Origin of the sequence: Vibrio sp. OY15 (assembly GCF_000742455.1) — a bacterium.
Taxonomy (GTDB): domain Bacteria; phylum Pseudomonadota; class Gammaproteobacteria; order Enterobacterales; family Vibrionaceae; genus Vibrio; species Vibrio alginolyticus.
This window is the reverse complement of sequence record NZ_JPIL01000003.1, coordinates 92240-108034: the sequence shown is the minus strand read 5'-3', so window position 1 is coordinate 108034 and position 15795 is coordinate 92240. Positions and strand designations below refer to the sequence as shown.

At 45.7% G+C, this 15795-nt stretch carries 10 protein-coding genes; 8 read left to right on the top strand and 2 right to left on the bottom strand.

From position 1 onward, the window contains the following. The first annotated feature begins 217 nt into the window (after positions 1-217). The 6 genes from recC to IJ23_RS04435 all read left to right on the top strand — a co-directional run bounded on the left by recC (position 218) and on the right by IJ23_RS04435 (position 11794). On the top strand, positions 218-3709 hold the full coding sequence (gene recC / locus IJ23_RS04465) for an exodeoxyribonuclease V subunit gamma (RefSeq protein ID WP_033905553.1): 3492 nt from the start codon (positions 218-220) through the stop codon (positions 3707-3709). A 327-nt stretch (positions 3710-4036) separates the two neighbouring features. Beyond that, on the top strand, positions 4037-7711 hold the full coding sequence (recB, locus tag IJ23_RS04455; protein ID WP_050550063.1) for an exodeoxyribonuclease V subunit beta: 3675 nt from the start codon (positions 4037-4039) through the stop codon (positions 7709-7711). Then, positions 7711-9858, top strand: coding sequence for an exodeoxyribonuclease V subunit alpha (recD, locus tag IJ23_RS04450; protein WP_033905550.1), 2148 nt, complete (start codon positions 7711-7713; stop codon positions 9856-9858). The genes recB and recD overlap by 1 nt, the downstream gene beginning before the upstream one ends. Positions 9859-10023: 165 nt before the next feature. Next, on the top strand, positions 10024-11034 hold the full coding sequence (locus IJ23_RS04445; protein WP_033905549.1) for a LysM peptidoglycan-binding domain-containing protein: 1011 nt from the start codon (positions 10024-10026) through the stop codon (positions 11032-11034). After that, a complete protein-coding gene (locus tag IJ23_RS04440) occupies positions 11022-11396 on the top strand; it encodes a hypothetical protein (protein ID WP_033905548.1) in 375 nt (124 codons plus the stop codon). Before IJ23_RS04445 ends, IJ23_RS04440 begins: the two co-directional genes overlap by 13 nt. Before the next feature lie 26 nt (positions 11397-11422). Further along, positions 11423-11794 (top strand): hypothetical protein, encoded by a 372-nt coding sequence (locus IJ23_RS04435; RefSeq protein WP_033905547.1) that lies wholly within the window; start codon positions 11423-11425, stop codon positions 11792-11794. Positions 11795-11842: 48 nt separating this feature from the next. On the opposite strand, the gene IJ23_RS23970 is transcribed toward IJ23_RS04435, so the two are convergent. Both IJ23_RS23970 and argA read right to left on the bottom strand, forming a co-directional pair. After that, the gene (locus IJ23_RS23970; protein ID WP_074191720.1) at positions 11843-12031 is read right to left on the bottom strand and encodes a hypothetical protein; all 189 of its coding nucleotides are present in this window, start codon (positions 12029-12031) and stop codon (positions 11843-11845) included. A gap of 400 nt (positions 12032-12431) precedes the next feature. Continuing rightward, the gene (argA, locus tag IJ23_RS04430; protein WP_012841478.1) at positions 12432-13769 is read right to left on the bottom strand and encodes an amino-acid N-acetyltransferase; all 1338 of its coding nucleotides are present in this window, start codon (positions 13767-13769) and stop codon (positions 12432-12434) included. 162 nt (positions 13770-13931) lie between these two features. Between argA and IJ23_RS04425 the strand changes: the two genes are divergently transcribed. Beyond that, positions 13932-14387 carry a DUF2850 domain-containing protein gene (locus IJ23_RS04425; protein WP_005380234.1) on the top strand — a complete coding sequence of 152 codons (456 nt, stop codon included), beginning with the start codon at positions 13932-13934 and terminating at the stop codon, positions 14385-14387. Between the two features lie 273 nt (positions 14388-14660). Beyond that, a complete protein-coding gene (gene mltA / locus IJ23_RS04420; RefSeq protein WP_033905546.1) occupies positions 14661-15764 on the top strand; it encodes a murein transglycosylase A in 1104 nt (367 codons plus the stop codon). The last annotated feature ends 31 nt before the right edge of the window (positions 15765-15795 follow it).

Sequence of the window (15795 nt, the reverse complement as noted above, 5' to 3'; positions counted from 1 at the left end):
GTATAAAACAGTGTTTTTTATTATGGAATAGTTGCGACGAATGTCACATTTTGTATGGAAGTGTCAGACTTGATTGACATGTGAAAATTCAGAAGATTCATACTCTATTTGAGTGATATATAACCTTTTGTTTTTTCCGAACGCGAGATCACTGCGGGTTTAAATGGGGCTGTGCTAAGCTAGCTAACAGTTTCAATCGGCGCTCGGTATTCCCAATTTGTTTACTGTTTATCACTCCAACCAAGTTGACGTTCTTAAATCACTCCTTGTCGAACTGATTCGAATCAGTCCGCTGGAAAACCCGTTCGAAAAAGAACAAATTCTGGTTCAAAGTCCGGGCATGTCCCAGTGGCTAAAAATGGAATTGGCCAAAGAGTTTGGTGTTGCCGCGAACATTGATTTTCCGCTTCCTGCTACCTTCATTTGGGAAATGTTTACGCAGGTGTTGCCAGACGTGCCAAAACGCAGTGCGTTTAACAAAGAAGCGATGACTTGGAAGTTGATGCATCTGCTGCCGGGGCTTCTCAACCAAGACGTGTTTTCGCCGTTAGCGCAGTACCTCAAAGATGACAGTGATCACTCTAAGCTGTATCAACTGGCTGAGAAAATTGCCGATATTTTCGATGGTTACTTGGTGTATCGTCCGGAGTGGATCGCAAGTTGGGAAGCAGGGCAGAGTGTGCCAGAGCTGGAAGATGAGCATCCGTGGCAGCCGATCTTATGGCAAGCGTTGTATGATCACACTGTGTCATTAGGACAGTCTCCATATCACCGTGCCAACCTTTATGAGCACTTTATCGACACGTTAGAGAGTTTTAACGGCAATTTTGACCATTTACCCAAGCGTTTGTTTGTTTTTGGCATTTCTTCGTTGCCGCCTCGCTATATGGATGCGCTAAAAGCAATTGGTGAACACATCGACGTGCATCTGATGTTCACCAACCCGTGTCGTTATTACTGGGGTGAAGTTCGAGATCGCAAATATCTGGCTCGTTTGGCGGCGAAACATCGTCAGCACGTTGTGTGGCAGGACGATCACTCGGAAGTGCAAGGTGAAACTGAGCAACTGAAAGGATCACTGGAAGATAATGTGATCGATGAGCTGCACACCGATGTGGTCGGAAACAGTCTGTTGGCATCCATGGGTAAACTCGGGCGCGACAATATGTATCTGTTGTCTCAGCTGGAATCTCATGAAATCGAAGCCTTTGTTGATGTTGAGCGCGACAGTCTGCTCCATCAATTGCAAGCGGATATTCTCAATCTTGAAGAACATCAAGATGATCAACAGATTGAAAACAGTCATCACAAACAAGTGGTTAGCTTGGGTGATAAATCACTGAGCCTACACGCTTGTCACAGCCCGATGCGCGAAGTTGAAGTGCTGCATGATCAACTGTTGGCGATGTTCGATGCTGACCCAACGTTAAAACCGCGCGATATTATCGTGATGGTCGCGGACATCAACGCTTACAGCCCTGCGATTCAGGCGGTCTTTGGTAACGCGCCGGGTGAGCGTTTTATTCCATATTCGATTTCTGACCGAACCGCCGATCAAGAGAGCCCAATTCTGGCTGCATTTATGCAGTTGGTGAACTTACCCAATACGCGCTGTTTGGCATCAGAACTACTCGAACTTCTGGAAACTCCAGCGATATTAAAGCGTTTTGAACTCAGCGAAGATGATTTCTTACAAGCCAAACAATGGGTTGAGGAATCGGGAATTCGCTGGGGGTTGGATGCCAATACCGGACGCGAATTTGAACTGCCGGAAACTCGTCAAAACACATGGCAATTTGGTATTCAACGCATGTTGCTTGGCTACGCGATGCCAGAATCCGCTGGTTTGTTTGAAACCGAGCAAGGCAGTTTGTCTCCGTACAACGAAGTGCAAGGCATGGGCGCAGAGCTGGCGGGCAAGTTGGCACACTTTATCCAACAAATTAGCACTTATCGAAGCAAACTTTCTCATGTTCAGACTATTGATGGTTGGCGAGAGACTTTAGTTTTACTGCTGGATGACTTCTTCTCAGTTGAGTTAGAAGGCGAAATGGCGCTCAAATCCATTCGCGATACGCTCAGCCAACTCAAAGAGCAATTAGCTGATGCCGCATTTGATGATGCGTTATCGCCGTCGATCATCAGCCAATACCTTCAAAACAAATTATCTGGCACACGAGTCAGCCAGCGCTTCCTTGCTGGTCAAGTGAACTTTTGTACCCTGATGCCGATGCGCTCTATTCCGTTTAGAACCGTTTGTCTACTGGGGATGAATGACGGCGTGTACCCACGCTCCATGCCGCCAGAAGGCTTTGACTTGATGACAGGAAGAACCAAACCGGGCGACCGTTCGCGCCGAGATGATGACCGTTACCTATTCCTCGAAGCGATGTTGTCTGCACAGCAAACGCTCTACATCAGTTATGTTGGCCGTTCAATCCAAGACAACACCGAGCGAGTGCCTTCGGTTCTGGTTTCTGAGCTGATGGAATACTGTCACCAAAACTATTGTCTAAGTGGTGATGAAGCGTTGCCCGTTGATGAGTCTGGCGACAACTTATTAAATGCGTTAGTGAATACCCACGCCATGGTGCCGTTTAGCCCAAGTGCGTTCCAAGGCATGCACGCCAGCTACGCGAAAGAGTGGATTCCAGCGGCATTGACTCAAAGTAGTCAATCGCAAGGCTATGTTCGTCGTGATTTTAATCGGGCATTAGACGACTATCTGTTAGGAGCGACGTTCCCACTTGAGCTCGACTTAGTCGAGTTGCAACGTTTCTGGCGCTTACCTGTGCAGTATTTTTTCAATCGTCGTTTAAAAGTAATCTTTGAACCGCCGCTACCGGTGATGGAAGACGACGAACCCTTTGTTTTAGGTGGTTTGGAAAGCTATCAAATGCGTGATGAGCTGTTAGAAACCTTGCTTGAAACGACATTGATGCAGCCAGAGAAAAAAACAGAGGTGCTTAAACACTTTATGAGTCAACAGCGCGCGCAAGGCAAACTGCCGGTGGGGGCGTTTGGTGATATCGAATTTGAAACTAACCGAGTTCAGGCGGAAGAGCTGGTGGATAAACTGGCGTTTTTATCTGGTGCGCCTCAAGACGATTTGGAAATCGACCTGACGTTTGATTCCTTGTTTGAGCGAAATGAAGGCGAAGAGAAAAACGTTCGCCTAACAGGTTGGCTAACTCAATGCTACCAATCCGGTTTGATTCGCTATCGAAGCGGTAAGATTCGATCGCAGGATTACCTTGCAGCGTGGATCGATCACCTTGCCATGTCGGCGTCGGGTCATGCTAAGAAAACCCACATCATTGGTTACGATCGTAAAGAAGGCGCGCTGCATTTGATCTACCCAGAAATTGCCGATGTGCAGTATGCCAAACAGCTACTGACTGAATTGGTTCGCTTGTTCTTCGAAGGCATGACTAAGCCTATGCCTTATTTCCCGAAAACGGCGTTGGCTTGTGTTGAAGCGGGCTTTAGCCGCGGTCAGTGGGTCGATGACGAAGAGAAATCTTTGAAGAAAATGGCTGACGCATTCAATGATGGCTTCATGAGCCCGGGCGAAGGCAGTAATGCGTACATCTCTCGAATTTGGCCTGCTTGGAATGATGAGTTGGCCTCAGAAGTTCGTTTGCTGACAGCATTAGTACTGCAAGGTGCGCGCTTAGCGGTTCAAGACGCTGATAATGTAAAAGCGTGATAAAGAAAGTTGGATAAAGAGAAGGAAGAGTAGGGTGGCCGTCAGAAAATCATTATTTTTTGTAGGGCGTTCGCTGTACGGCCACAAGGTCAGAGGGACCATGATACTTTTGTTTAATTCATTTGAGTTGTGTCGCCAAAAAGGTTTGGCTTATCTCGTGGGGCGCATACTAACGGTACGTCTTATGGATAACCGTGAGAAAGATCTCACAAAGCTCTAAATTATCCAACTTGTTAAACATATTAATAGAATTTTTAACTATAGATCACATTTATTAGGTGATACGTCCTAGTAAATAATCCGGAGAGATTCAGCGTTATGGATCAAATGTCAGGTGCAGAGTGTCCTCTACATACGTTAGACCGCACAGAGCAACCTCAACCAACGCCACTAGAACCGATGACGTTTCCTCTGCATGGTGCGAGGTTAATCGAGGCATCAGCAGGTACAGGTAAAACCTTCACTATTGCAGGTTTATATCTGCGCCTTTTGCTTGGTCACGGCAGCGCGGAAACTCGACATCGCGTACCGCTTACGGTCGACCAAATCCTGGTCGTAACCTTTACCGAAGCGGCAACTGCGGAATTACGCGATCGTATCAGGGCAAGGATCCATGACGCGCGAATCGCGTTTGCGCGTGGACAGAGTTCCGATCCGGTGATCCAACCTTTGCTTAATGAGTTTGACGATCACAAGCAAGCCGCAGAAATTTTATTGCAGGCAGAGCGTCAGATGGACGAGGCGGCGGTCTACACCATTCACGGTTTTTGCCAACGTATGCTAACGCAAAATGCGTTTGAATCTGGCAGCCGATTTAATAACGAGTTTGTGACCGATGAAAGTCACCTAAAAGCGCAAGTTGTAGCCGATTACTGGCGTCGCAATTTCTACCCGTTGCCATTTACCGTGGCTGGAGAAATTCGCCAGCTATGGGGCTCTCCATCTGCGTTGTTGTCTGACATCAGCAATTACTTAACTGGTGCGCCGTTAAGCCTTTCTGTTCCAGCAATGAAAGGCAGTTTGGCTGATCTTCATACTGAAAATTTGAAAAAAATTGATGAATTAAAAGCACAGTGGCGAGAAAGCCAAGATGACTTCTTAACGCTAATTTCAGATTCAGATATTAACAAACGTAGCTATACCAAAAAGTCTCTGCTGACGTGGTTGGAGGCGGTAAACGCTTGGGCGGCAACGGAAACTACAGGTTACGATTATCCAGACAAGCTGGAGAAATTCGCGCAAAACGTCTTGTTGGAAAAAACACCGAAAGGCAGTGCGCCGCAGCATGCGGTATTTGAAGTCATTGAAACATTTCTTGCCAACCCAATCAGCTTAAAAGCGCCACTGCTTGCTCATGCGATTGAACATTGTCGTGTGATGCTGGCTAACGCGAAAAATCAAAAACAGTGGCTCTCTTTCGATGATTTGCTGACACAACTTTCTGCTTCTATCGATACGGACGAAAGCAAGCTTTTAGCTGCGCGTATTCGTACTTTGTATCCTGTCGCAATGATTGACGAGTTCCAAGATACCGACCCGCTTCAATACAGTATTTTCAGCCGTATTTATCTGAACAACCCGGAATGTGGTTTGTTTATGATCGGGGACCCCAAGCAGGCGATTTATGGCTTTCGTGGCGCAGACATTTTCACTTATATCAAAGCGCGTAACCAAGTAAGTGCCCACTACACGTTAGGAACCAACTGGCGTTCTAGCGCAGATATGGTGCAGGCGGTAAACCAAGTATTTGCTTTGCCAGACAGTCCATTTATCTATGATTCGGATATTCCGTTCTTACCCGTTAGGTACAGTCCCAATGCCGAAAAACGCATTTGGACTATGGGTGGCCAAAAGCAACCCGCGCTGACCTATTGGTTGCAAGAAGCGGACGATAAACCGCTACCAAAAGGCGAGTATTTGACTCGAATGGCAGAGGCGACTGCAAGCCAAATCCAAACTATTTTGACGCAGGCTCAACAGGGGCAAGCGTGTCTGGTGAATGGCGAAAAACAGAAAGCGGTTCAAGCGGGCGATATCGCGGTGTTGGTTCGAACAGGTAGTGAAGGTCGAATGATCAAACAAGCGCTGGCTGAACAAGGCATTGCCAGCGTGTACCTGTCTAACCGAGACAGTGTGTTTACCAGTTCAGTGGCGCAGGATCTACAGCGTTTGCTGCAAGCGGTGCTGACTCCAGAAAATGACCGTGCGCTGCGTGCAAGTCTTGCTTCTGAGCTGTTTGCCCTCGACGCAGCAAGTTTGGATGCACTTAATAACGATGAAGTGGTGTGGGAAAACGCCGTAAACGAATTCAAAGAATATCGCAAACTTTGGATTCAACGTGGTGTGCTGCCGATGTTGCGCGCGGTGATCAGCAAACGCCATATTGCCGAGCGATTACTAGAAGAAGGTGCGAGTTCACAGGGTGAAAATGGTGAGCGAGTACTTACCGATTTAATGCACATTGGTGAACTGCTTCAACACGCCAGTAATGAACTGGATAGCGATCACGGTCTGCTGCGTTGGCTCGCTCAGTCTATCAGTGATGCGGAAAACGGTTTGGGTGGCAGTGATGACCAAATCCAACGTTTAGAATCGGAACGTAACTTAGTGCAGATCGTAACTATTCACAAATCAAAAGGCTTGGAGTATGACCTCGTATTTCTGCCGTTTGTGTTCAGCTATCGAGAAGCCAGTGAAGCCAAATATTACGATGCAGCCAATGACCGCACGGTACTGGATATCACTGGCAACGATGCGTCCATGAAGCAAGCGGACAAAGAGCGTTTGGCGGAAGACTTACGCTTGATATACGTGGCACTAACGCGTGCTGTTTATGCGTGTTTTATCGGTGCCTCACCGTTGCGCAATGGCCGTTCGACCAAAGAGCCAACTGGTGTACACCGCAGTGCGATTGGCTATTTGATTCAAAATGGTCAAGAAGGTGGCATTAACGATTTGCACCAAGGTTTAACAAAGCAACAAGACGAGCTTGATTGTGTCGTTGTGGCCGATCCGCCGCAGCAACTCGAAGATAAGTACGTAGCGCCACAAGAAGAAATACACGATCTTAGTGCGAAAGAACTGCAAAACCCTATCGACAGAAACTGGCGCATCACCAGTTATTCTGGCTTGGTCAAGCAAGGCTCTCATCACGCCGAGCATGATGCCACGATTGAGATTACAGGTTTTGATATCGACTCATCTGAAGAACAAGACGAAGCGGATTTGGTGGAGCCAGAGCGTTCGATTTTTACCTTCCCTCGTGGTGCGCGTCCGGGTACGTTCCTGCACAGCCTGTTTGAGGAAATTGAATTTACTCAGCCAGCCACGACGGAAGAGAATACACAAATCATCCTTGGCTTGATGGAAAGCGAACAGCTCGATGAAGAGTGGTTGCCCATTTTACAGCAATTGATTGATACCGTACTCGCAACGCCGTTGGATGGTAAGTCTTTGCTGCTGAATCAAAATGCACCGTCGCAACGTTTGGTGGAGATGGAATTTTTGCTGCCGATTGAAGTGTTGTCTGCACCGGCGTTAAACCGAGTCATTCAACGTCACGATCCGTTGTCGGCGAAAGCGGGGGATTTAGGTTTCCAAACCGTGCAAGGTATGCTCAAAGGTTTTATCGACTTGGTGTTTGAACATCAAGGTAAATACTACGTGCTTGACTGGAAATCGAATCATCTTGGCGACGATGTGACGAGCTACCATGGTGAGGCTCTGAAATCGGCGATGGCGGATCACCGCTACGATTTGCAGTATCAGATTTATGCGTTAGCACTGCATCGTTTCCTACGTAGCCGATTGGCCAATTATGATTATGAACAGCACTTCGGTGGCGTGTATTACTTGTTCTTGCGCGGCATGGACGGGCAGAGTGACCACGGCATTTTTGCCGCGAAACCAACCTTAGACTTCTTACAAGAGATGGATCGTTTGATTGATGGTCAAGCACTTGAAACGCGCTCAACTCAAGCCGGGCAGATGGAGCTACTTTAATGACGACAAATCGCAATCTTCATTCTGACCAAGATAGTCTATTGGTAGTGCTGGAACGCTTGGCGCACAAAGGTGCTATTCGTCAGCTCGACTACCAATTCGCCTGTTTTATTGATTCTCAAACGCATGATGAACAGTCGGATAGCCAAGCACTGGCGTTTATCGCGGGTGTTGTCAGTAGTGAGCTCGGCAAAGGACATATCTGTCTGTCTCTGTTCGATGCACAAGGGCAATCTACGGATTTAGCCAGTAAGCTAGGGCTGTTTGGTGAGTCGGCATTGGCGCTCAATACACAGTTGCAAGGCATAGATTGGATTCAAGTATTACAAAATTCCAGCTTGGTCGGCGCGCAAGGAGAAGCCTTACCGCTGATGTTCGATGGCGAGCGTCTGTATCTGCACCGCTATTGGCATTATGAAGTGACACTGGCGGAAAAGCTCAATCAGTTGGGCGCCGCAGTTAACTTGCAACCACAAGAGTTTGCGCGATTATCCAAGTTGCTCAACCATTTATTTGCACGCCAATACCATTTTCTGTTTAACGCGTTAGGCAAAGCAGTAGAAGCGGGAAGCAGCAACCAAGTGTTGCGTCAACAATTGGTGTGTGACCACCTTGATGTGGTCGCAAGCGAATCGTTGGATTGGCACGCCATTGATTCCGTGCTTAGCAATGCGCGCAAGGTTCAGGATTTACAAACACTGGATGAACTCGTGCCACTCTCGGCTTGCGTGAACTGGCAAAAAATTGCGGCGGCAGTTGCGTTAACCCGTCGATTTGCTGTGATTTCTGGTGGCCCAGGTACGGGTAAAACGACGACAGTAACCAAATTGCTTGCTGCTTTGATTGAACAGGCAACGCACGAGAAAAATCTGACCATTAAGCTGGTGGCCCCGACGGGGAAAGCGGCGGCGCGATTAACCGAGTCCATTGGTAAAGCAGTGCAAGAACTGCCAGTTTCTCCGGAGCTAAAAGCCAAAATTCCGACTGAATCGAGTACCTTACATAGGTTGCTGGGCGCGATTCCTAATAGCGCAGAATTTCGTCACAACAAGCAAAATCCACTGCATTTGGATATTTTGGTTATCGATGAAGCGTCGATGGTCGATTTGCCAATGATGTATAAAGTGGTCGATGCCTTACCGAAACATGCGCGGCTGATTTTGCTAGGTGATAAAGATCAACTTGCTTCAGTTGAAGCAGGGGCCGTGTTGGGTGATATCTGTTCGTTCCACGCATTGGGTTATGGAAAAGAGCAGGCGTCAGCCATTGCAAAACTGACGGGGTTCGATACTTTAGCCCATACGGGTAACAGTGCATCTAGCATTGCCGATAGTTTATGTATGCTGCAAAAGAGTTACCGATTTGACGCTCGCTCAGGCATTGGTCAGTTGGCAAAAGCGGTTAACTCAGGTTCTGCAGCGAGCGTAGATAACGTCTGGGCGCGTGACTTTTCTGATATCGAACATTTCGCGCTAAGTAGTCAGCACTACAACCAAATGATGCAGACGTTGGTGCAGGAATACGGTCGTTACCTCAAACGCATTGGACAACAGGAAACCGATCCTGAAACCGGAGAGCCAGAGTCGCTAACGCGTAAAGCCAAAGCGGTATTAGATACCTTCAACCAATGCCGACTGCTTTGCGCGATTCGTGAAGGTGACTTTGGTGTTGCTGGGCTAAACCAGCGCATCGAGAAAGCGCTCGCGGCGCGCAAGTTCATTCAGGTTCAGGATGAAATTTGGTATCACGGTAGACCTGTCATGGTTACGCGTAATGATCATGGTCTAGGTTTGTATAACGGTGATATTGGTATTTGCATGCGAGATGACAGTGAAGAAGAACCGCGTTTGAAAGTCTTTTTCGAGTTACCTGACGGCAGTGTGAAATCGGTCTTGCCAAGCCGAGTGCCTGAACATGAAACGGCTTACGCCATGACCATCCATAAATCGCAAGGCAGTGAATTTGATTACACCCTGATGATTTTGCCACCAGACTTTAGCCCGATATTAACTCGTGAGTTGATTTACACAGGCATTACCCGCGCGAAAAAGCGTTTAGCTCTTTACGCCGAACTCAACGTTCTGAAGCGAGGTATTAAGGTGAAAACGACTCGCGCGAGTGGGTTAGTACAGCGGCTTACTAACTGATTATGGACTTAGTTTACAGTCAGTTTTACCTTTGTTACATGTCAAACTTGGTGATGAGTTGTGTTTTAACAATTCTCTTTCTGAAAGAAAAGTCATTTCAATTGATGTTTTTGAATCTGAAACGTTAACATTATGCGCAATTGTGAGCATAAGGATTTGAATGGAATGAATACAACTTATTTTAACAGCGTTAATAGGTATAGCTACATATATAGTGTTAAGCCTGGTGATACTCTTACGAGAATTATATGGAAGTTTTATCATTTTAAGTTTGGAACAGATGGCTATAATTTTGCTGTTGCTCAAATAAAAAAAGACAACCCAAAAATTTCAGACCCTAATTCGATTAAATCTGGTCAATCTATTTACTTGAGAAAGTTGAACGTTTCAAACACCAAGCAATCTGAGTTTTCTTCTAAAATTGCCATTTCAGATCATGATCAAGCGCAATTTGAATCAACGATGAAATCTATGTCGCAAAACGAAAAGGAAGCATTTTGGGCTCTTTCTTGGCTTGATGACAATTGGGGGCCTGCGAGCGCAGGTATCGGTGCTACTTTTGCGTCCATGGGGGCTTTATTAGGAGATAGTGAAAAAGGAAATGTCGCAGAGCTAAAAAAGCTTGATGGTTTATATAGAGATTATAAATCAGGAAAGTTTTCGAAAGGGCAATATGATTACCGCAGGAAAAAACTATTAGAGAATGTAGCAAAAAACCTTGGACCAACTGAGAAGCTTCTCTTTAATGGTAAGAAAGCTCGAGAGGCTATGAGGATATCTCGAAACGGCGGGGTTATGACTACCGCGGCGCTTCAGAAGAATACTGATAGGTTAGCAAAGTTATCAAAAGTAGCAGCTAAAGGTGGCACTGTATTGACTGCAGTTAATATTGGTATTGCCTGCGATCAGATAGCTAGAGCAGACTCTAAGGCAAAGAAAAACGAAATATTGGTGGAAACTGCAGCAAGTACAGTTGTAGGTACTATGTCTGGTATTGCAATATCATTATTTGTTGTTGCTACACCCGTTGGTTGGGTGGGAGCTCTGGTATTGGGAGTTGCTTCATCTGTCGGAAGTTATTATTCAGGAAAACAAGCTGCAGCGGTATATAAAGAGCACTATTCTCACTTAGACGTAGTTGAATCGACAGGTGTAGGTAATATATGCAGTTATTAGATTGGTCCTTTCTAACCTTCTTTATCGCCGGAGGAGTCGCGTTTTTATGGTTCGTTATTATCGGAGCAATTTTTATATTTTTTATACCGCCAAAGGTGAAGCGGTTTGCTTTTAATCCGAAACATTATTCAGAAGTAGAGTTAGCCTTAGTCTCGGGTTTTCACTTTGGTGCTTTAGTACATGGTGTAGGCTTAGTTGCGGCGGTCGCTTTACCAACTTTAGCGAGGAGAAGGGGCTTTGCTGATATTCATCAAGTTTGCTCCGGTCTATTCATCGGAATTTGCCGTATTTATATAAGCGTTTTATTGCTTCTAGCTATGATCACTTTAGGCTCAATGGTGGTTTGGATGTCTATTACTTGAGAGCTGGAATAGAAGGTCGGTGAAGTTTGCAGTTATTAGAAGTTTCTTTTATTACATTTTTTGTTGCAGGTGCTTTGTTAGTTTTTTGGTACCTGATAGTAGGTATTTTGCTTATTGTTATCACGCCGCAAAAAGTAAAGCGCTATGCGTACACTAGTGAGCATTATACAGATATTGAGCTTGCTTTAGTTTCTGGATGTCACTTTGGGGCCTTAATACATGGATTAGCCCTTGTTGCCGCAGTTGCATTTCCTAAGTTGGCCAAAAAAAGAAAGCTAACAGATATTCGTAGAGTTTGCCCAAAGTGGTTCATAAGTATTGGGGTAGTGTACTGGACTATTTTAATCTTTATCGTAGTCACTATTTTTGCATCTTTGTTGGCTATGATTTTTTTTTGAATTGATTACGTACGTAAAAGAAGACCGAGCTTATGGCTCGGTCTTCTTTTATGCATGTTTTGCAAACGCATTGGTAAAAGACACGCTGCGTATTTTGTATTGCTGTTGATAAGCAAGAATAAAATCTCGGACAGCGTCATTTACGGGGAAAACACAGTGGACGTCTAGGCCTTCTAAAAACTGATTGTCAGCCATATCCCAGAAGCTTTGAAGCGAATTACAAATGATTGTTCTCATAACAGTGCTCGTCTCGGCTTATTTAAAGTCAGATTAACAACTGTCCTTGGTGTGCAATACGGAGCTAACTAGTTTTTCAATTGCCCAGTATTTTAGGGTGAAGGCTACATTACATCACCTAGATCCATTCGTATTGGTTAAAAACCAATCACTAGCGAGCAGAGTATAGCCAACCAAATGTATATTTAAAAGATAAAATTGGAACGAAAATTAAGCAATGGTTTGCGCATTTCTAAGTTGGTGTTTACATGATGACTCACTAGCTCGAAGCAGGATTTATGTGAGGCTTTACTCCAAAACAAACTTGATGTGTGGGATTGAGCGTCAATGAGCTGAATCCCGCACCTTGAGGTGTTGGTATAGCGGGACCTTAAATTTCTCTTCCTGATTTAAGGTTAAGCTACAAATCTAGCGCTAAGATTTTTGACTTACGCTGGAAGTTATATAGCCCTTGTTTGGCTCCGGGCAAATAGTCGACACTGACTTCGTAAAAACCTTGCTCTCTGAACCAATGCAGACTGTGTGTCGTGAGGACAAAAATCTGATCAATGGTTTCGGATTTAGAACGATGTTTCATGTAGTTGAGCAGTAACAAACCTCGGTTCCCATCACGATAGTCAGGGTGAATCGCTACGCAAGCCATCTCTGCTTTGCGCTCTTCTGGGTATGGATAAAGGGCTGCACAGCCAATAATCAGACCGTCCTTTTCGATAATGGTAAACTTTCCAATCTCTTGCTCTAGCTGCTCTCGAGAGCGCCTAACGAGTACACCTTGTTCTTCTAAAGGACGAATGAGGTCTAAGATACCGCCAATATCGTCAATATTGGCTTGCCTCACTTGTTCAGCGCTCGCCATAACGACTTGGGTTCCGATACCGTCGAAAGAGAACAACTCCTGAATTAGGGCTCCATCTACTTTATAACTGATCAAGTGGCTGCGAGGTACTCCGGCACGGCAAGCGGCAATAGACCCTTTAAGAAAGCGCAGTGTCCCAGTGTTGTAATCTAGGTCAGGAGACGTATTTTCAGAGAGCGTTTTGATGACATGCTCCGCCTCAATTGGCAGCAACTCGGCGACAGCATTACCGTTGTCATCAATGACACCTTGTTCTGAACAGAAACCAATCAGTTTGTCTGCGCCTAATTTGATCGCCAGTTGTGTCGCAACTTCTTCAGAAAGTAAGTTAAAACACTCGCCAGTCACAGAGCTCGCAATGGGGCCAAGTAGCACAATAGAGCCTTGATCAAGAGTGCGGTTGATAGCATCGGTGTCAATGCGGCGAATACGTCCACTATGGCAATAATCCACCCCGTCATCAACGCCGAGTGGCTGAGCAATGATGTAGTTTCCGCTAACGACATTGAGCTGGGTGCCTGCCATCGGAGTGTTGTTGAGGCTCATTGATAGGCGCGCAGTAATCGCAAGTTGAAGTTGTCCGGCAGCTTGCATAACAACAGATAAAGCCGATTCATCCGTAATGCGGATATTTTTGTGGTAAGGCGTAGTGAGGTCTTGTTTTTCTAGCAGCTGATTAATTTGAGGACGTGCACCATACACCACCACGACTTTAATTCCGAGGCTGTGCATGAGTGCGATATCATTAATAATATTGCCAAAATTTTTGTGTGCGACGGCTTCTCCGCCCAGCATGATCACCATGGTTTTTCCGCGGTGAGCATTGACATAAGGTGTTGATTGACGGAATCCTTTTACGAGAGCAGTACTACGAATTTTCACTACAGCCATCCCTTTGTTTAATTATGTTAAAATAATGCCTTTTTATTCACTCGGTGGCAAGGTGAAATTTTGGAATAAAGCACAAACATATTGAGGTAGGTTCTTGGTCCCGTTAAGAGGGAAGGTTACAATGGTGGCGTCTTTCCTCAATACGTGAACCTCATGTCTTCTGCTGTTAATAAGAATGCTGCGATCACTGCTTCAAATCTGTCAAAAACGTCATCTAAATCAATGCTTCGTAAGTGGCTAGAGCGTTCTCTCATGCTTATAGCGATAGTTGGAACCGTTGTCGTGTGCATGCTGTATAGTGATTTGATTACTCGAACCATTAATCCGCCCATTCCCAAATCGACAATTTATGGTCGCTGGGTTGAGCAAGATGTTGCGCCTTATGCTCGTGAAGAATTTGTGTTGAGTGAGCGCGGTGTTACCGTAAATGGTTCTACAGTGGCGACCAGTTTTGAATTCGATGGGGATTCGTTTTCGTATCGAGTGGGTTCAAATGAGCGGCACTTCAATTTTGTGGGTAAGCAGCATGCAGAAATGAAGCTGGATGCCAATGCACATTATCTACCTGTATTCCGTTTAGAGGGGCGTGCAAGGATTGCGGTAAGATAGTCGTTTTTATCTTTGTCTGTTAAGCAGAGATCTCTTGCGTCTGTGAGTCACATGGATGATCACAATTTCATCTCTCAATCAGTAAATCTTACTTTCAAACATAATCCGGACAATTCCGTAATTCTTCCGCTGCTATCATGTTGTATTAACTGAATGAATTCACAACGAGTAAACGGATTGGCTTAGCGTTGAAACATTTTGTCGTTGCTTTTCAATTGCACCGTATGCATTTGTTTGCCATCCTTTTGCTATTCTCTTTTACGGAAAAGACACGTGTTAAAAAAACTCCTTCCTATTATCTCTTTGAGCCTACTCTTTGGCTGTGCTCAACAAAATGATCGTGCTCAGCAATATCTTGATGGTGAGTTTCCTCAGATCCTCAATCAAGTGGATGTGGTTGAGTCTAACAAACCACGCGATTTTACTGAATTTAACAAGCAAGCAGAGCAAGTGGTGATAAAGTCACCATCCATGGCGAAGATTTACCAACCGCTATATCAACGATTAAGTGAGTGGGCGCAACAAAGCGGAGATACCAGCGCGTTGAGTGCGTTTGGCATTCAAGCTGCGCAATTAGGCGGTGGTGATCAAAAAGGTAATGTACTGTTTACCGGATACTTTTCTCCCGTGATGGAGCTGCGTCATACACCAAACGACATTTTTAAGTACCCAGTTTATGGCAAGCCAAACTGCTCATCAGATTGTCCGACTCGCGCGGAGATCTACAACGGGGCATTAGATGGCCAAGGTTTAGTGCTAGGTTATGCGCCTAATCGTATTGACCCGTTTATGATGGAAGTGCAGGGCAGTGGCTATGTGCATTTTGAAGATGATGATACGTTGGAGTACTTCGCGTACGCAGGGAAAAATAATAAAGCTTACGTTAGTATTGGCCGCATTTTGATTGAACGTGGTGAAGTGCCGCGTGAAAAAATGTCCCTCAAAGCAATCAAAGAGTGGGTGATGGACAACGACGATGCGACAGTGCGCGAGTTGTTGGAGCAAAACCCTTCTTACGTCTTCTTTGCGCCAAAAGAGGAAGCGCCAGTAACGGGGTCGGCTGGTATTCCTTTGTTGCCAATGGCGGCGGTCGCGGGTGACCGTTCTATCTTACCAATGGGGACACCAATCTTGGCGGAAGTACCATTGCTGAATGCGGATGGTACGTGGAGCGGTGCGCATCAACTGCGAATGCTGATCGTTTTAGACACTGGTGGTGCGGTAAAACAGAACCATTTGGATCTGTATCATGGCATTGGTGCGAGAGCAGGAACGGAAGCAGGGCACTACAAGCATTTTGGTCGAGTTTGGAAACTTGGGCTGGAAAACTCACCAACTCAAGCGCCTTGGGCTTTACCGCCAGAAAAGCTACAATAGTCGTCCAAGAGAGAGGAACACTCTCTTATCT